Genomic DNA, 16,583 nt, shown 5'->3' on the forward strand with positions numbered 1-16,583 from the left:
ACATAGCGTATCTTTTATTTTAACGCTATTCATCCTACTCTCTACCCTGCTTATTGACTATTTTATTCCTTAAACCTTTCAACCTTTAATATCGACAATAAAAAAGGAGCTCGCATGAGCCACCAAATCAGTATCACCGGTCAAATCACCCCAGACCAAGTGCCTATGATCGCCGAAAACGGCTTTAAGACCATTATCAATAACCGTCCTGATGGCGAAGAACCCAACCAACCGACCAGCGCTGATATTGAGGCCGCTGCAAAGGAGGCAGGACTGGCCTATAAAGAGATCTCGTTTGCCGGTAGTGAGCTCAATCAAAACCATGTCGAAGAGTTTGCCGACTTTTTTAATCAAGCTGAGCAGCCGATCTTAATCTTTTGCCGTACGGGCAATCGCTCAACCGGCATTTATGAAGCGGCGAAGCAGATGGATTTATTAGATGATTGATAGTATTCATAAGCACCTCATATGATAGTAATAAAAAACGCCCGTTCAGATCTGAATGGGCGTTTGCCGTTATGGCCATCTCGATATTCTAACTCAAGCAGATGCAGCTAGGTTTTTAAGGTGTAATGGACAAAATTCATAAATCAGCGTCTTATTTTTTATTTTGCAAAAGGGATATGCGGTCAGTTGCTATCAGCACGACTATAGTTGCTTAAATGGGCTTATAGGTCAATAGCAGTCTATTATTTAATCCGTTGTATGACAGGGGCGGTTTGAGAGCGTGAATCGATTATGTGTGTTTGGCACTATGTCTCAAACACAGTTGGCTAGAAACGCATGGCGTAATGAGCTACAAAGTTTATGAAAAAAACCACCTCAAAAGAGATGGCTAATTTTTAAGAACCAATATAAAACCTACTGCATTACTCAGACTATTTCTTCTGATCCAATGCTTCTTTCACCGCCTCTTTACCCCAAGCGCTGAGGTCAATATCCAACTTCTCATACTCTTGCGCATCGAATAAAGGCTCTTTGACCCCAGCTTTTAATTGTCTTGCAAAGTCATTGAGCAAACGCTTGGCTCGCGGGAATAACATAATCAATGCCAATAAGTTGGCTAGCGCCAGTACGCCCATGAGAGGATCAGCGAAGAAGAACACAGTGGTTGCCGCTGGCGCAACTGCACCGACGAATAATATCGCAATAACCACAATGCGTAAGACCAAAGTCGCCATTTTGATATTCTTTTTGACCAAAAAGTTAATCGCATTTTCGCCCATATAATAATTATACATAATAGAGCTGAGGGCGAATAACAATAACGCTATGGTCAAGATATACTGTGACCAATCGCCAAGCTGATTACTCAATGCTTGCTGCGCCAGTACAATACCATCTACTTCAGCCCCTGACTGATATACTCCGCTCAATAAAATCATAAACGCCGTTGCACTACACACTACAATCGTATCAATGAACACCGATAACGACTGCGAGATACCTTGGCTCACAGGATGCGTGGCATACGCAGTGGCTGCAACATTGGGCGCAGAGCCCAAACCTGCCTCATTAGAGAAGAGGCCACGCTTCATACCTTGCTCAATCGCCACACCAATACCACCGCCCACGACAGACTCGATACCAAAAGCATTTTTTACAATCAAAACCAACAATGCCGGTAATTCTGTAAAGTTCAGCCCTATGATAATAAGCGCCATAGCGATATAGATGAGCGCCATCACAGGAATGACCACATCGGCGACTTTAGCAATACGCTGGATGCCGCCAAAGACAATAAAGCCACCTGCAATCACCAATACTACGCCCGATATCCAACGCTCAATCCCAAAGCTTTCAAGCGCAGAACCGGCAACCGTATTACCTTGGAACGCCACAAACCCAATGGAAAAAGACAATAGCAAGGAGATAGCATAAATGACCGCGAGCCAACGATAATCTTTACCCAAGCCATGTAAGATATAAGTCGCAGGACCACCGCGAAAATTCCCATCAGCATCTTTACGCTTATAGAGCTGAGCCAAACTACACTCAACAATACTGGTCATCATGCCAATCAAGGCGACGACCCACATCCAAAATACAGCTCCCGGACCACCCAAAGAAATGGCCACGGCAACGCCCGCGATATTACCGCCACCGACACGTCCACCGATAGAGACCAGCAAGGCCTGACGAGCGGAAATACCCTCGTCTCCTACCTCATCCGTCTTAAATACCTTAAACATGCGCTTAAAATATCTAAATTGGGCAAACCTACCTACAATAGTAAATAATAGTCCAAAAATTATGAGCATTGGGATGAGCGCCCAACCCCATGTTAAGTCGCCAATTTGAGTAAAAAATGCTTCAATATATCCCATGGCTGCTTCCTCAAATTAAATGATGCCTCGGTAGGTTTTTTGATACTGGTATTGCATCAAAAGCATTACAGTAGAAATGCGCTCTAATACCAACAATACTACTTTTTTGAATAAAAGCTACCTTATTTTGTCGATTAAATAAACGCTTTTCTATGACAGATTAATCCTTATATAAAATCCATAAAAAAAACCACCTCAAAAGAGGTGGTTTATGTTTAAAGCTCATATATCACTTACTGCATCACCAAATACTCAAATGCACTTAAGGCGGCTTTACTACCCTCGCCCCGAAGACCGTTAAAAAAACCGTCTGGGAGACGGTTTTTAGGGCTGAGCCACTCAAGCTATGCTTGAGAGTGGGCTCTTTGATATTAAGCGTAAACTTACTGCATAACCAAGTATTCAAATGCACTTAAGGCGGCTTTACTACCTTCGCCCATAGCAATATTGATCTGCTTAAAGGGGACTGTGGTCACGTCACCACAAGCAAAGATGCCTTTGCGGTCAGTGCGGCAGCGCTCATCAATTTCAATCTCACCAAAGCGATTTAGATCGACAAAGCCTTTGACAAAATCCGTGTTTGGCACAAGACCAATCTGAACAAACACCCCTGACAAATCGCGCTCATGGGTCTCACCGGTGCTGCGATCTTGATAAACGATAGACGTTACCTTATTGTCAGTCGCTTTGATCTCTTGAGTGGCCGCATTGGTGATAAACTCGATATTGTCTTTTTCTTTGGCTTTATTAATCAGCACCTGATCGGCTTTGAGGTCGTCTGCAAACTCAAGCACCGTCACATGATTGACAATACCCGCTAAGTCCAGTGCTGCCTCGACACCTGAGTTACCACCACCGATGACGGCGATGTCTTTACCTTTAAAGAACGGGCCATCACAGTGAGCACAGTAAGCCACGCCTTGACCGATGTTTTCTTCTTCGCCTGGTACACCAAGCTTACGCCACTGCGCGCCAGTCGCAAGGATGATACTGCGCGTCTCAAAGCTCTCACCGGTGTTTAGATGAATGCTGTAATTTTCCTCGACCGTCTCACCGATTTCTTTGACACTGACGTGCTCTTTTAGGGTAATGTTGTACTCACGCAAGTGTTTTTCAAAGTTGGCTGACAACTCGTTACCCGTAGTCAACGGTACAGAGATCAGGTTCTCGATGTCCTGCGTGTCTTTGACCTGACCACCGATACGATCAGCCACCATAGCGACTTTTAGACCCTTACGCGCGGTATAAATCGCGGCGGCAACACCAGCGGGACCGGCACCAATGATCGTGACGTCTTGCTGCTCTAGTTGCTCGCTATCATCGCCGCCCTCGCTTAGTAGATCAGGGAACTGCTCTTGTAGCTTCTCAATCAGTTTAGCGGTATCGATAAGACCATTAGCGAACGGTTTACCGTTTAAGAATACGGCGGGCACGCCCTGAATATTATTGGCTTCGACTTGCTCTTGGAACAGTGCGCCATCGATCATCTCGTTACTGATATTATCGTTTAGTAGGGCGAACTGATTTAATGCCTGCACTACTTCTGGGCAACTGTGGCAAGATAACGATACATAAGTCTGAAACTCTAGCGGCTTATTAAAGCGCTTCACGAGCTTCTGGATACCTTCGTCAAGTTTGAGCGTATGACCGCCGGCCTGCAAAATAGCTAAAATCAGTGAAGTAAATTCGTGACCGCCTGGAATACCACTAAAGACGATACCGTTATCGACAACTTCACCATCGATATGACTACGTACTGCAAAGCTGATTGGGCTTGGTAAGCTGCTATCGATATAGTCTGCTTGGTCCAGCTCAAACTTAATCTTATCCGTTGTTCCAGCGATTTTGGTCAAAAAATCAACTAGCTCAGCGCGCTTTTCGTGCTCGCCTGTACCTAGTACGAAGCTAATAGGACGAGTCATATTTTCGCTATAGCTTTTTACTGCATCTAATAAACTTTGGTCTATCATAATCAATCCTTATTTTCATAATATAAAAAATACTAAGTTCATTTGCTTAAAGTTAAAGTATTGGGCTAATTCAGCTTTATTCTTAGCTGGCTAATACGCTATTACTCTTATGCCCCTAACTGTTGATAAAGCTATTATCGGACGTTTTAGGACCATGGACAAGCGGATAAAGTCAAACCATATGTTTTATAAAACAAATCATAAGATATATATCATCTAGTAATTTAAACCTATTATTAATAAATCACCCTAGAACCCACCCTGTTATTTCGCTACAATCGAGAGAAGTGCTAAGAAAAACGACTGTTTTTAGGAGTAGTCACTCTAATAAATGCAGTGCCTTTATACCAGTAACTCTTGGCGCTTTAGAGTCTTAAATTCATTAATGGTTTTAATCATTATGCGTGGACGGTCGTTTATAACGACTTGACGCTTACTAACAAGGATGAAAACATGAGAAAGACTGATACCCTGCAAGATAATAGAGAGATTATTGACGAGCTTAGACAAAAAGATAGCCACTTCGCGGTGATATTTGATGAGCATACTCAGCTCGACGAGCAAATTAATAGGCTAGAAAAAGACCGCGTCACGCAAGCGAGCTGGGACGATGAGATTGAACAGATGAAACGACGAAAGCTGCAACTCAAAGATGAGATTTATAGAGTCATTGAGAAAAACCAACTACAGTCACATGTTTAATGACGATTTAAAACCAATAAAAACTTTTTTTAGGTTATAAAGATTTTTGGTGATAGAGAGTAGTAGATAACGATATGAAAGCCCTCATCACACTATGCTGATGAGGGCTTTATTATCAGCATAAATAACCTAAGATAAACATTGGGTAAAATCTGGTGTCAGCCTGTGGATGAGATGTAAAAAAAGACCCTATCAGCATCTGCTAATAGGGTCTTCATCTATAATACTGGTCAAATATAAGTAATGATCAGTGCTATAAAGTTATCTCAATAGTGTATCAACTACTTAGATTTTACCAACCAAATCTAGGCTTGGTTTTAGGGTTGCTTGACCTTGCTCCCAAGCGGCTGGACATACTTCACCGTCGTTGTCACGAACGTACTGAGCGGCTTTTACTTTACGTACCACATCTTTTGCACTACGGCCGATACCTAGGTCATGAATTTCAGCAACTTTGATGAGGCCATCTGGATCAACGATGAAAGTACCACGAAGCGCTGCGTTGTCTTCTTCGATCATGATGTTAAAACCACGAGTGATTTTACCAGTGCCATCACCCAACATTGGGAAAGTGACTTTGCCAATCGCTTCTGAAGAGTCGTGCCATGCTTTGTGCACAAAATGCGTGTCAGTTGATACTGAGTACACTTCTACGCCTAAGTCTTTTAGCTCTTGATAATGGTTTGCCATGTCTTCAAGCTCAGTTGGGCAAACAAACGTGAAGTCATGTGGATAAAACATGAATACAGCCCAATTGCCTTTGACGTCGTCTGAGGTGATAGTTTTGAACTCACCATTTACAAACGCTTCGGTTGAAAACTCTGGGATTTCTTGATTAATAATAGCGGCCATGAGTGGCTCCTTTTTGTGAAGTTTATGGTTACAAGATAATGATAGTTAATCGATGATTTCTATGTAGGAGCTAAAGTCATAAAGCGACCTACATTATAGTATCATGTAAGCGACTGCTAATAATTAATTGTTCAATTAATATTGCTGCCAGCTTTACCTATCTGGGTTACAAGACAAACTATACGCGAATTTCATGGTTAATCCAGTTAAAAGTTTTTAATTTGATGTTTTGTTTTATTAATCTTGTTAAACTATTCTATCCGCTGTTATTTGTAAAATAATGATACGTAAAGCGGCTATATCTATCGGTTTGTGAGCGATAAGATAAACCAATACTTCCGAAGAATTTTATATAAATGGTATTAGAGAGTCCCTATGATTACTTTACGTCAACTCGAGTTTGCCTTGGCCGTTGCCAAGCATCGTCACTTCAAGCGCGCTGCTGAAGACTGTAATATTTCACAGTCTGCGCTGAGTCTCGGTATCGCAGAGCTAGAAAAGCAGCTCGATACGCAAATATTTGAGCGTAATAACAAGCAAGTGCTGATTACCCCTATCGGGCAAGATATCTTGACACGCGCCCAGCGTATATTTTCTGAGGTCAATGATCTTACGACTCGCGCTCATAGTCATCAAGCGCCGCTAGCTTATCCGATGACGGTTGGCATCATTCCGACCATTGCGCCGTATCTATTGCCTAAAGTCTTGCCCGCTCTTCGCGCGCATCATCCTGAATTTCGCATGACGATCGTTGAGCAGCAAACCGAGCGCTTGCTCGAACAAGTGCGCTATGGTCATATCGATACCGCTATTATTGCACTGCCTTATGCGGTCGATGGACTACACAGCTTCGAGTTTTGGTCAGAGAACTTTTTTGCGGTATTCCCCAATGATGATGTACACGCCAAGCTTGATAGCATTAGCTCAGATGAGCTAGCGACCGCGAATCTGATGCTATTGGGCGAGGGTCACTGCTTAACTGATCAGACCTTATCCGTCTGTCATTTCGATCGCGCTGAGATGAAATCAAGTTTTTCTGATGCCAGTCTAAACACCCTAATTCAGATGGCGCTAGCGAATATGGGTACAACGCTGGTCCCTGAAATGGCGCTCGATCAGCTGCATCTACATAACCAAAACGCGGTCGCTGTGCCACTTGCCGAGGCCGGACCGCATCGTCACATTGCCTTTGTCACGCGTCTAAACTACGCTCGTGTCGATGACGTAAATCTACTGGGTAATGTGTTTAAACAAGCATTAGAAGAAGCGGCCAATAAGAGCTAAGCAAATATGACCGACCTCTTGCAAACCAGCTCTCGTCTTAGTCAATGCTTTGAGAAGCATCTACTATCGGCTACAAATAGCGATATTAAGCCTGCGCAAGCTCATGCGCTTTGGCAGGATATCGCCAATCGTTACAATGAGTCTACTCGCGCTTATCATACGCTCACACATTTGCAGCAGCTTTTTTGTCAGTTTGAGCAGATTAACCATAAGCTACAGCAGCCGGCTATTATTGCCTTAGCATTGTTTTATCATGACGTGATTTATGCGCCGATACGTAATGATAATGAGCTAAAAAGCGCTGAGTATGCAGTGCAAGTCTTAGATAAATATTTGACCTCTAAACAGGTTAAACGTATTTACGACCTAATAATGATGACTGCAGATCATCAGCTTACTGACCATGCCGACCTTGACGCCGCCTATTTGCTCGATATGGATTTATCTGTTTTAGGCGCAAGTTGGCCTGAGTATGAAGAATACGCTAAATCGGTGCGACAAGAGTATAGCCATGTGTCATTAGCCGAATATCGTACAGGAAGAATGGCGGTATTAAACAAACTATTGGCCCATCCAACGCTTTATCTAACTTGCTATTACTATGAGCGGCTTGAGACGCCAGCACGAGCGAACATCCAACGCGAGCTTACTTTGCTTGCAGCTTAATAAATAGCTCACTGCCTTGGCGCGCAGGGTGAGAGTTATAGCAAGGCTCCATGATTTCAATAGCAAAATGCGACTCAAAGCGCTGCTTATACTCTTCGACGTCACCGCCAAACGGTGGATGAGTATGGTCAAAACCCCTATCAAATAGCAACCCTACTAGCTTACCTTTTGGCTTTAATAAACCGGCCATCTGCTGTACATATTCGTCACGGCGCTGCGGGTTTATCGCACAAAAAAACGTCTGCTCAAGCGCCCAGTCAAACTGATAGCGCTCAGGTGATAATTCAAAAAAGTCGGCGCAGACTAAGTGCTCAGATGTAAAGTTAGGATAACGTCTAGCAAAGTCGGCAATCGGCGCAGGCGCAAAGTCTAATAACGTGACGTTAGTAAATCCTTGCTCATAAAGATAACCGACTTCATAAGCATTGCCCGCGCCCGGCACTAAGATAGCATCATGCTTTGCCGACTCAGGTAATTGGTCGATATAGGCTTTGAGCGGCGGTGATACCTGTCTCATATCCCAACCGATACTGTCGGTTTCGTAGCGCTGCTGCCAAAACTTGAATTGATTAACGTTATCCATAACCTAGCCTTTTTCTAAAACACATGAGACAAACAAAACAAAGATTTCGATAATTAATCTAACGTCCCGTCTTTACCTGCTAATGTATCATGCCACTGTTTATATTCCGGCATCGCTGTGGCTACCGTTTGCCAAAACTCACGGCTGTGATTAGCATGATGTAGATGACATAACTCATGGACGATGACGTACTCGCAGCACTCTATAGGATAAGCAGGCAAGTATACTGATAGCCAAATACGGCGTGCGCGCGTATTGCAACTGCCCCAACGCGTGTGCATTTTTTTAATACGCGTCTCTGCCGCTTCTGCCCCAACTATTGGCTGCCACTTCTCAAACAGCGCTGGCATAACTTGTAAAAGCTGCTGACGATAAAGCGCGATTTTTTTATCGTGACTGAGTATAAAGTCCTGCTGCTCGCCCCATAACCATAAAGGTTCAGCGAGTTTAGGTAAACCAGCTTGGGATTGTCGCTGCTGTTTACGTTGGTAATTTTCTAGCACTTGCGGATGGTGCGCTAATGCCCACGCGACACGCTTATCGATAAACTGCGCCATTTGTATGGTGCTTACAGATACTGGCACAGAGACGGTTAAGAGATTGGGTTTTAGCCGAAAGTTGATGTTTTTAACGCGTTTTTTACTGATTTGCAGCTCAATATTAGCTGCCGCCAAACGCTCGATAGCGCTTTGCAATAAAGGCGTCCTATGTTTATCAATGAGGTTTTGGCTAGGCACGGAGCACTCTCATAAAAGTGCCTGCAAATGATTGTCAAAAGACATTTTGTGCGTCACGCTATCAGTAGTGATAGCAGTGCGATCAGGGGTCAGTAAAGTCGTTATCTGCCCTTGCCCATCGCTGACAATAAAACCGCCTTGCTCGCCTACGCGCACTGACGCGCCTGCACAATCAGGCAAGGGCACTGAGTCTATCAGCTGGCGGGTGGTTACGTCATAAATAGCCGCGCAGCCGCCGATAGGCGTGGTCACACAGAGTAGATTACGCTCGCTGTTAACCGCGACGCTAGCGATATACTGATGGAAGCGCTGCCATTGGTTATTTGGCATAAATAAAGGTGCAAAGTCTGCGTCTCCGCGCTGATGCGTCAGCACTAACGGCACATTAATATGCCGCTCGCCTTGAAACTGCACCCCTATCATCACTGTGCCGTCATTATGTATAGCCAGATGACGAATACTCATCTGATTATGCTCAGGGGTGATTTGCTCTAGGAGCTTGCCTGTATAGCGATTGAGATAAACCAAAGACGGCTGCATGCTGTCTAGATTTAGCTCCTCGCGCGAGGCCTGCTCGGTTTTGATACCGCCATTAGCGACGATTAAAGTCTCGCCATCAGGATGCATAATCAGCTCATGCGGACCGATACCATGTGAGTCAAATTCGCCCGTTTTTTGATAGCCATTAGCAGCGTTATAAATGCCTATTTTACCCTCTAAGCTGACCGTATCGTTTTCGGTAATATATAGCTGGGCGCCATCCGAACTATAGCAAGCATGACCATAAAAGTGCCGATCGGTAGCGGCTTTGATAGTGTGTTTGACTTGCCCCTTTGCGGTATCTAGCACCCAAAAGCCTTCACTAGGACGGCGACCCATGACGACCACATCGCGCGATTGGGTGTTTTTGGTAGCCATAGGCTGCACCACGATATCGTGCACGCGCTCAGGCATAGTGGTTTGCCAGACGAGTTGCCGATCAGCGTCGATACCGACGACGCCAAAGTCATGATCATTGTCATTGTGCGTGTTTTTGCTATTAGCCAAGCTTACGCTTTTAGGCATTGCTGCCACTCCGCTCACCCAGCAGACTGGGCGCGGTAACATAGTGGTGGTATGACGTTCAGCTAGCGCATTTGCCTTATCCTCAATAATTACCGCTTGCGCGCTATTATCAGGATAATTTTGATAAGCCAACTTTGCTTGCTGATAAGCGTACTGTAGGCGCGGTAGTGGTGCTGATGAATGCATTTTAGCGCTGATGCCAATCACATAGTCTTGCAAACGCGCTTCTGGCTGTCGCTGCTTACGATAATAATGATGCACGCCAACTATCGCCGCTGTCGCAGTCACAGTCGCGGATAGAGTTCTCAAAAAGTCATTAGAAGCCGGATTCGACGTTTTATTTTGCATTACTATTTCTCGTAGTTTTGTAGTCAGCTATCATAAGTCTTTGACTCATTATTTATAAAACGATAAACCCTTAGCTTAACCACCAAAATTCTAGTCTCCGTCGGTGCTATTGAAACCAACACGTATGCCAAGCGTAGGAATCAGTTGGCGTTTGATGACTCGGGTAATCTCTGCCATCTGCTCAAGCAACTGCTGCTGATCGGCCTTGTCCGCTTGGGTTATGTCCTCAGGCATTTGCGCGAGCAAAGTCGTGGTCTGCGCCAAGGAAGTCGATAGATTATTACCGACGACGCTCTCTTTTTTACTATTCAAGATGGCGCTGAGTACCGGATCTGTCAGCGCTTTGTTTAAGGTTGCAAGCTTAGCATTAATGATCGCGCGGCTTTGCCCTGCTGTAGCTGCTGGCACGTGACCTTTGGCGGTACCTGTGAGGCCTAAGGGCTGATCAATAGCGCTCGACTTGGTGGTCTCAATCATGGATAGCAACGAGTTGAACCACTGATTGAGGCCTTGATCGCTATTGGCAGTTTTATCGATAGCGAGTAGCTGGACGGCATCACTACGCCAATTATTTTCGATCGCTGTTAGACGATCCGCCAAAGCGCTACTGGCACCAATGATATAAGCGCACTGCGCGGCATCTAAGCTATCATTGGCATACAAGACCTCCTCTAAACCCGGCACACCTTGGACAATAGCGCTTTCATCAGCGAGCTGCGCTTTGGTCAAATTTGGATTGGCCGCTATTAGCTCAGCGACGCCGTCATGCACCAGACCGCGCTCATCAGGATAATAGTTAATATATAGATTGCTCATGCTCTCAGTTGCGGGGCCAAAGTTAATCATCTCGGCACTGGCCCATGCTTGCGCTAATACGAGCCATTGATTGCGCAGCTCTTGTAGCTCAATACCACTGACAGGCGCTTGCTGGCAGTGTTTTTTCGCTAACTTATGCAAGCTTGCACTGTGTTGAGCGGCGTCCGCGTAAGCGGGAATGATCAGATCATCGGCGACATGAGTGAGGTAGGTTTCTTCGGTCTCCGCGCTAATCTCTACAGGGGTAATGTCAGCTGAAGCGCTAGCAGCTGCACCGGTTGTCTCTGTTGTCGCGCTATTTTCTTCGACCACTTTTGGGCGGTCGTTGTCAGTGGCGGGCTTGTCATCGGCGGGTTTGACGCAGCTGATAAGTATGCCTGCACTCAATGCCGATAATGCCATCACTAATAAAGGATTGGTGTTATTTTTCATATTTTTCTCGGTATATTTAGACTGTACTGACTATAACGACTTTAAAAAAGCGTTAAGCTCAGCTCGGCCTTGTTTATCAAGTTTTAGCACTGTTTGTTGTTGACTCTGCGCTTCGCCGCCATGCCAGAGCACCGCCTCCATCAGCGTGCGCGCCCGTCCATCATGCAAAAACGTCGCTTGCGGATCGACCGTTTGCGCAAGGCCTATGCCCCAGAGCGCAGGCGTGCGCCACTGATAGGAGTTGGCTAGGAACTCAACTTGCGCATCCTTTGGCGGCAATGCGCCGGCGATCGTCCGATCGGCAAGATCATCGCCCATGTCATGCAAGAGCAAATCGGTATAAGGATAAATCACTTGTCCATGCTGCTCAAGATGATCATCGTCCGTTTTTGGTAGCTCATATCTGGGCGTATGACAACTTTGACAGCCGATCTCATAAAAGCGTTTTTTACCCGCTAGTACTAGCTCACTATCAGCATCACGGCGATGCGGCACAGCTAAGTTGCGAGTATAAAACTCCACAAATCTGGCAACCTCATCGCTGACTTCGACAGGCGACTTGCCATCCCCTTGATCATCAGCGCCAGTGGTTGCGTTAAGACAAGCGGTTTGTAACGGCGTGCAAGACTCATTAGGACGAATCCTTGAGGTCAGCCCCATATCTTCATTAAAGGCGCTCTGATTTTGGGTTAAGAGCTTCGTTTGCCCCGCTTTCCAGCCAAAGCGGCCCAGTGCCGTTTTGCCCGTTTGTGGATCCATAACCCAATTAAAGGTACCGCGAATACCATCGTTATTTCTATCCTCACTATCGGCTTGTTTTTTGATATCGGCATCAGGGATTTGCTCAAGCAAGCCAAGCCCTATCATCGGCAAAGCTACCCTTGGTGAAACCATAAGCTCATCATCAAAATCACCGTAGCCTGGATGGGTCAATTCAAAAGTTGGCGCACGTAGCGTTTCGATATGACCATCAGCAAAGGTTACTGGTTTATCCGTCCAAGTCACGGTGACTTGCGCCTCAGCCGGCACGCCTTGAATACCGCGATCTTGCAGCTGACCGCCGTACATCGGATGCACAATTTTTTCGATTAAGGAGTTACCCAGCTGCTGGCGCTCTTCATCAGTTGTCGCTGGCATAGCGAGACGAATCAATAGGCTATCGGCATCATCTTCGCTAGTCATCGGCGCGTGACCACGGCCATCTTTGACATGGCAGGACTGACAAGCGGCGACGTTGAATAACGCGCCAAGACCATCGCGGCTATCGGTGCTAGCGGGCGCGACCACCCAAGGCTGCTTAAAAAAAGCATTCCCAATAAAAAAGTCGCCTTTACGCGAGGCCGTCAAGTTAGAAGACGGTTTTGAGTAGCTCTCGCTACTGGTAATGGTGATACCAGTGTCGCCGCCCTGCTTAATCTCTTGCGGATCAAAGGTCGCTAAAGTCTGCATCGGCACGCCTGCCAACTGCTCTATGGTTTGCGTGCGCTCGGCAGATAGCGCTGAGTCTGATATGGTCTCTTTTTCTGAAACAGTCTTTTCGTCCGAGATATTTTCTGCTGGCTGACAAGCTACTAAGGCCAGTACTGATAGGCTTAGCGTTATATTTAATACCTTATTGAATGGTGCAGACTTGAGCTTCACTAGTTTAGATACTGGTGTTGAGACTGATGAGATGACACTCATAAAGTGACCTTATTTCCTAATGGGTTATTCGTAGGAAGGGTTGTGGCATAAGATACTGAATACAAAACGCTTTTTAAGCAGGGGATATATCTAAATAAAAACACGTTGCCAAACTCAGTTGACAACGTGCCTGTTGTATCAACGCCTAGATAGCGCTACCAATAGCTTTATCATGACAGCAACCATGTCAGTATAGCAAAATCAAGCGCTTACCAAAATTGCTATTATCAATACATACTGACTTAGCAAATATGCTGCAGAGTTTTGATTCTAAGCTTTGATGCTAAGCTTTGATGCTAAGTTTTGACGCTAAAACTGCGAGCCTGCATCAGCATCTAGGTTATCAATACCGACCGCTTTGGCCGCACTCTCGATACCAGCGGTCAGCTCTTGTAAGCTATTGATACTATTTTCGATCCAACTGCGGCGCTTGTTTTGCTCTTCAGCGGTGATCCCGTGTTTGGTTGCTTGACCGACGGTCGCTATCATCTGATCGACTTTAATGCCTTCGTTTTCGCCTTTTTCAACGACCACATTAAAGGCATCTTCTACGCGTTTAAAGTCAGCAGTGAGCTTATCAGCTTCGGCCGTCTGACCTTTATCAACGAGATACTGCTTGACACCATAGCCGCCCACTGATTTACCATCGACGGTTTTATAAGTACCATTAAAGACATTTTGGATACCGCGCGCATTGTTAGCGTAGCTTAGATGAGTCAAGTCACTAAAGCACTCATGCTCATCTTCAGTCGAGCCGGTGACAAAGGCCACTTGCATACGCTCAGAGGCCAGCTCACCCAAGGCAAGGCTACCCATCTGATACATGATCTGACGCAGTGCATTATCACCGCGGCGCTCAAGTAAGTCACTACGTAAAGTATTTTCGCTCGCAGGCTGCCACTCGGCTTCCATCGCGCTCAAATCATCGACTAACAATTGAGTTGCCGCTTTTAGATACTCACCACGGCGCTCACATATACTCGCATCGGTATTAACCGTATCACCGCTAGTACATTCGCCCTCAGTAGTCAGATAGTCGCTAACAGGACGATTGCCTGCGCCTTCAGAGACGCCATTAGTATCTTGACCCCAAAGCAGAAACTCAATGGCATGATAGCCCGTCGTCACATTGGCCTCGCTACCGCCAATCTCGCTCATTTCAGCCAATAGATCAGGGCTAATTGCGCTGGTATCTTGTTGAATACTGCCGACTGCAATGCTATCGCTATTGATAATATTATCTTGGCTATTGTACTCGCCTTGATAATCATCGCTGACATAATCAATGAGCGCCTCATCAAGTGGCCAAGCATTGACTTGCCCTTCCCAGCCATCGACGCTAGCTATTTCACGCTCATCATTAGCGCTGACAAAACCCTCATCAAAGCGGAAGATTTCAGTCTGCGAATACGGCTGACGCGCTGCTTTATATGCCGCTTTTGCTGCCTCAAGATTCGCCTCAGTAGGCGCCTCGACATACGTGTTGACGGCATTTTGTAAATCTTTTGCGGTCTCAAGCGAGTCTTTATAAGCGGCGTGCGCCATATCTGCATAGCTGACTAGTAGCCTATCAATTCCCGCTTGCTCTGCTGCTGACCCTGCATTGGTAGTCTCAGTTTGCGTGGTTTGTGTCTCAGCTGCCACCCCGTCCTCATCGGTCTGCTTGGTACAGCCTGATAGCAGCAATAAACCCGCTAGAGCCGCTGCTAAAGTCGTGGGCAGGATTCTACGGTTCGGCGCGGTATTGATAGTAATGGGCATCCTTAGTAAGACCTTATATATAAAATAGTAGTGTTTACGAATTATATTGTTATTGATAACTATTATCAACTATAAATTAAGCCGATTTTAATTCACTTTTACGCAGCTTTTATATCAAATTTATGTCCGTTAGAAGTTTTTTTAAACAAAAAAAAGCCAGCGTAAGCTGACTTTTAATTATTGAGTAGACGATATAAACCAGTTATAACCTTATGTTATGGCTTAGTTGACACTCTGTGGAGAGTTGATAGTTAACTCAACACGGCGGTTTTGCTGACGGCCAGAATCTGTGTTGTTGTTAGCGACTGGACGCGATTCACCGTAAGCGACGACATTAATACGGTTAGAGGCTACACCGCGAGCGCTCAAATAGTTCGCTACTGAATAAGCGCGATCTCTTGACAGACCCATGTTATAAGAAGCAGCACCGCGACTATCAGTGTGACCAGCGATATTTACCGTTGTTTTATTATACTGATTCATAGTAGAAGCCAGCTTATCAAGCGTAGGCTTGAATGAAGGGCTTAAGGTCGCATCATCAAAACCGAAAGTAATATTACCTGGCATAACTAGATCAATGTCACCTGTCGTTGGGTTCTGCTCAACAGTAACGCCAGTGCCTGCCATTTGCTGCTCAAGCTGCTTGGCCTGACGCTCCATGTAATAGCCCACGCCTGCGCCTAGAGCTGCACCGATAGCAGCGTCGCGACCTGTCTTTTCGCCGCCTGTTGCTTTAGAGATTACCGCGCCGCCTGCTGCACCTGCTAGAGTACCTAAAGCAGTTTTATTTAGACGCTGCTGTCCGGTGTTTGGATCAGTAGTACAACCGCTTAAAGCTAGACCTGATGCTACTGCTGCAATCATAAGTTGGTTACGCATAATTATTTCCTCTCAAATTGAATGAATAGTTATAATGTATTATATAGTATCACTTAAAAATGTTGCTACTTTATTTTGATAATCAGTGACTTTTAATTAACGCTTGGTGACTAAAGATTTATAACAATCGCTTTTGACACCTTGAACGACTAATAACGACGACAAGCCCGTTCATACAGCTAAGTTTGTTGAAACGCTATACTCCTAGTTGATTATATTTTTACTTTATCCTTAAGCAAAAAATTATAGCGATTACAAAAATAGCTCACCGGTCATCTATGACAATCGTTACTATTATGACCAGACGACGCTATCTATGTGTAATATTTTGTCATACCTCTGTACAAAAACTGCATAAATTGTCTTTGATTGATGTCATTTATTACTAGGGTGTGTTGAATATTCGACCTTGGCACTGACAGAGACTATTTTTTAGGCGATTTGCAGATAAAAATGGTAAGTTTAGTCGTTCTAAGCG

Annotated in this window: 14 protein-coding genes; 4 read left to right on the forward strand and 10 right to left on the reverse strand. The window is 45.2% G+C overall.

What is annotated here, in order from left to right; translation table 11 throughout:
- Nucleotides 1-114 precede the first annotated feature (114 nt).
- Nucleotides 115-447: a protein tyrosine phosphatase family protein gene (locus tag AAEY83_RS01245; protein ID WP_025644729.1), complete on the forward strand. Its 333-nt coding sequence runs from the start codon at nt 115-117 to the stop codon at nt 445-447.
- Nucleotides 448-878: 431 nt separating this feature from the next.
- On the opposite strand, the gene AAEY83_RS01250 is transcribed toward AAEY83_RS01245, so the two are convergent.
- Both AAEY83_RS01250 and ahpF read right to left on the reverse strand, forming a co-directional pair.
- Nucleotides 879-2,327 carry an alanine/glycine:cation symporter family protein gene (locus AAEY83_RS01250; RefSeq protein WP_025644731.1) on the reverse strand — a complete coding sequence of 483 codons (1,449 nt, stop codon included), beginning with the start codon at nt 2,325-2,327 and terminating at the stop codon, nt 879-881.
- A 383-nt stretch (nt 2,328-2,710) separates the two neighbouring features.
- The gene (gene ahpF / locus AAEY83_RS01255; RefSeq protein ID WP_025644733.1) at nt 2,711-4,297 is read right to left on the reverse strand and encodes an alkyl hydroperoxide reductase subunit F; all 1,587 of its coding nucleotides are present in this window, start codon (nt 4,295-4,297) and stop codon (nt 2,711-2,713) included.
- A 453-nt stretch (nt 4,298-4,750) separates the two neighbouring features.
- Between ahpF and AAEY83_RS01260 the strand changes: the two genes are divergently transcribed.
- Nucleotides 4,751-4,999, forward strand: coding sequence for an HP1242/YdcH family protein (locus AAEY83_RS01260; RefSeq protein WP_025644735.1), 249 nt, complete (start codon nt 4,751-4,753; stop codon nt 4,997-4,999).
- A 285-nt stretch (nt 5,000-5,284) separates the two neighbouring features.
- Here AAEY83_RS01260 and ahpC read toward each other — a convergent pair whose 3' ends face one another.
- Entirely contained in the window at nt 5,285-5,851 is a 567-nt protein-coding gene (ahpC, locus tag AAEY83_RS01265) for an alkyl hydroperoxide reductase subunit C (RefSeq protein ID WP_025644737.1), read from the reverse strand.
- A gap of 375 nt (nt 5,852-6,226) precedes the next feature.
- Here ahpC and AAEY83_RS01270 point away from each other — a divergent pair, with 375 nt between their 5' ends.
- Both AAEY83_RS01270 and AAEY83_RS01275 read left to right on the forward strand, forming a co-directional pair.
- A complete protein-coding gene (locus AAEY83_RS01270) occupies nt 6,227-7,135 on the forward strand; it encodes a hydrogen peroxide-inducible genes activator (RefSeq protein WP_025644738.1) in 909 nt (302 codons plus the stop codon).
- Nucleotides 7,136-7,141: 6 nt separating this feature from the next.
- Nucleotides 7,142-7,801 (forward strand): HD domain-containing protein, encoded by a 660-nt coding sequence (locus tag AAEY83_RS01275; protein ID WP_025644740.1) that lies wholly within the window; start codon nt 7,142-7,144, stop codon nt 7,799-7,801.
- Here the strand turns inward: AAEY83_RS01275 and AAEY83_RS01280 are convergent.
- From AAEY83_RS01280 to AAEY83_RS01310, 7 genes are all read right to left on the reverse strand, one after another.
- Nucleotides 7,782-8,384 (reverse strand): methyltransferase domain-containing protein, encoded by a 603-nt coding sequence (locus tag AAEY83_RS01280; protein ID WP_025644742.1) that lies wholly within the window; start codon nt 8,382-8,384, stop codon nt 7,782-7,784. The genes AAEY83_RS01275 and AAEY83_RS01280 overlap by 20 nt on opposite strands.
- 53 nt (nt 8,385-8,437) lie before the next feature.
- Complete coding sequence (locus tag AAEY83_RS01285) at nt 8,438-9,121, reverse strand: M48 family metallopeptidase (protein ID WP_029374359.1); 684 nt, start codon at nt 9,119-9,121, stop codon at nt 8,438-8,440.
- A 9-nt stretch (nt 9,122-9,130) separates the two neighbouring features.
- The gene (locus AAEY83_RS01290) at nt 9,131-10,534 is read right to left on the reverse strand and encodes a DUF1513 domain-containing protein (RefSeq protein ID WP_025644746.1); all 1,404 of its coding nucleotides are present in this window, start codon (nt 10,532-10,534) and stop codon (nt 9,131-9,133) included.
- A gap of 90 nt (nt 10,535-10,624) precedes the next feature.
- Nucleotides 10,625-11,782 (reverse strand): imelysin family protein, encoded by a 1,158-nt coding sequence (locus tag AAEY83_RS01295; protein ID WP_025644748.1) that lies wholly within the window; start codon nt 11,780-11,782, stop codon nt 10,625-10,627.
- Nucleotides 11,783-11,812: 30 nt separating this feature from the next.
- Nucleotides 11,813-13,465, reverse strand: coding sequence for a di-heme oxidoreductase family protein (locus tag AAEY83_RS01300; protein WP_025644750.1), 1,653 nt, complete (start codon nt 13,463-13,465; stop codon nt 11,813-11,815).
- Between the two features lie 309 nt (nt 13,466-13,774).
- A complete protein-coding gene (locus AAEY83_RS01305) occupies nt 13,775-15,226 on the reverse strand; it encodes an imelysin family protein (protein WP_156923942.1) in 1,452 nt (483 codons plus the stop codon).
- A gap of 222 nt (nt 15,227-15,448) precedes the next feature.
- Nucleotides 15,449-16,105: a YiaD family glycine zipper/OmpA-like lipoprotein gene (locus tag AAEY83_RS01310; protein ID WP_025644754.1), complete on the reverse strand. Its 657-nt coding sequence runs from the start codon at nt 16,103-16,105 to the stop codon at nt 15,449-15,451.
- Between the last annotated feature and the right edge of the window lie 478 nt (nt 16,106-16,583).

Origin of the sequence: Psychrobacter sp. TB20-MNA-CIBAN-0197, assembly GCF_040309765.1 — a bacterium.
Taxonomy (GTDB): domain Bacteria; phylum Pseudomonadota; class Gammaproteobacteria; order Pseudomonadales; family Moraxellaceae; genus Psychrobacter; species Psychrobacter submarinus.

What these genes read in the sequence shown, in the direction of transcription:
- AAEY83_RS01245 (WP_025644729.1), top strand. Translation starts at nt 115, where the DNA reads ATGAGCCACCAAATCAGTATCACCGGTCAAATCACCCCAGACCAAGTG.
- AAEY83_RS01250 (WP_025644731.1), bottom strand. Translation starts at nt 2,327, where the DNA reads ATGGGATATATTGAAGCATTTTTTACTCAAATTGGCGACTTAACATGG.
- ahpF (WP_025644733.1), bottom strand. Translation starts at nt 4,297, where the DNA reads ATGATAGACCAAAGTTTATTAGATGCAGTAAAAAGCTATAGCGAAAAT.
- AAEY83_RS01260 (WP_025644735.1), top strand. Translation starts at nt 4,751, where the DNA reads ATGAGAAAGACTGATACCCTGCAAGATAATAGAGAGATTATTGACGAG.
- ahpC (WP_025644737.1), bottom strand. Translation starts at nt 5,851, where the DNA reads ATGGCCGCTATTATTAATCAAGAAATCCCAGAGTTTTCAACCGAAGCG.
- AAEY83_RS01270 (WP_025644738.1), top strand. Translation starts at nt 6,227, where the DNA reads ATGATTACTTTACGTCAACTCGAGTTTGCCTTGGCCGTTGCCAAGCAT.
- AAEY83_RS01275 (WP_025644740.1), top strand. Translation starts at nt 7,142, where the DNA reads ATGACCGACCTCTTGCAAACCAGCTCTCGTCTTAGTCAATGCTTTGAG.
- AAEY83_RS01280 (WP_025644742.1), bottom strand. Translation starts at nt 8,384, where the DNA reads ATGGATAACGTTAATCAATTCAAGTTTTGGCAGCAGCGCTACGAAACC.
- AAEY83_RS01290 (WP_025644746.1), bottom strand. Translation starts at nt 10,534, where the DNA reads ATGCAAAATAAAACGTCGAATCCGGCTTCTAATGACTTTTTGAGAACT.
- AAEY83_RS01295 (WP_025644748.1), bottom strand. Translation starts at nt 11,782, where the DNA reads ATGAAAAATAACACCAATCCTTTATTAGTGATGGCATTATCGGCATTG.
- AAEY83_RS01300 (WP_025644750.1), bottom strand. Translation starts at nt 13,465, where the DNA reads ATGAGTGTCATCTCATCAGTCTCAACACCAGTATCTAAACTAGTGAAG.
- AAEY83_RS01305 (WP_156923942.1), bottom strand. Translation starts at nt 15,226, where the DNA reads ATGCCCATTACTATCAATACCGCGCCGAACCGTAGAATCCTGCCCACG.
- AAEY83_RS01310 (WP_025644754.1), bottom strand. Translation starts at nt 16,105, where the DNA reads ATGCGTAACCAACTTATGATTGCAGCAGTAGCATCAGGTCTAGCTTTA.